The sequence below is a fragment of the Paenibacillus terreus genome (assembly GCF_042138595.1).
Lineage (GTDB): Bacteria > Bacillota > Bacilli > Paenibacillales > Paenibacillaceae > Paenibacillus > Paenibacillus terreus.
In genome coordinates this window covers 1-604 of the sequence record NZ_JBHIRX010000042.1, presented here as the reverse complement: position 1 = coordinate 604, position 604 = coordinate 1, and the positions used below count along the sequence as shown (strand labels likewise).

Here is a 604-nt window from a genome sequence, read left to right as displayed (position 1 = left end):
AGTGTGAGATCATGACCTTCGCTACTGTAATTTTCACTCCCCATCACAGCCCAGCCTTACGATGTGCGGATTTGCCTACACATCAGCCTCACTGCTTGGACGGACATCCATCAGTCCGCGTCACTACCCTGCTGCGTCACCCCATCGCTCATAACGGTTTACGGTGGTACAGGAATTTCCACCTGTTGTCCTTCGACTACGCCTGTCGGCCTCGCCTTAGGTCCCGACTTACCCTGAGCGGACGAACCTTCCTCAGGAACCCTTAGGCTTTCGGCGGATCTGATTCTCACAGATCTTTTCGTTACTCATACCGGCATTCTCACTTGTATGCTCTCCAGCGCTCCTTCCGGTACACCTTCAACGTACATACAACGCTCCCCTACCCCTGGATCGACTTCACTCCAGCTTCGAAGCCCTGTGTTTAACCCCTGGAGCATTTGGCCGAAAACCTTGATTTTATAATCAGAGGTTGTTTTCGGCAAAAATGTCACGTTAAACACCGCCTCAAAGAAGCAGTGAAGTCGATCCAAGCCATAGCTTCGGTGGTGTGTTTAGCCCCGTTACATTTTCGGCGCAGAGTCACTCGACCAGTGAGCTATTACGC

General features: G+C 51.8%; 1 rRNA gene. It reads right to left on the bottom strand.

The window, feature by feature from the left end:
- A 23S ribosomal RNA gene (locus tag ACE5KN_RS31015) occupies window positions 1-604 on the bottom strand; the annotation flags it as partial.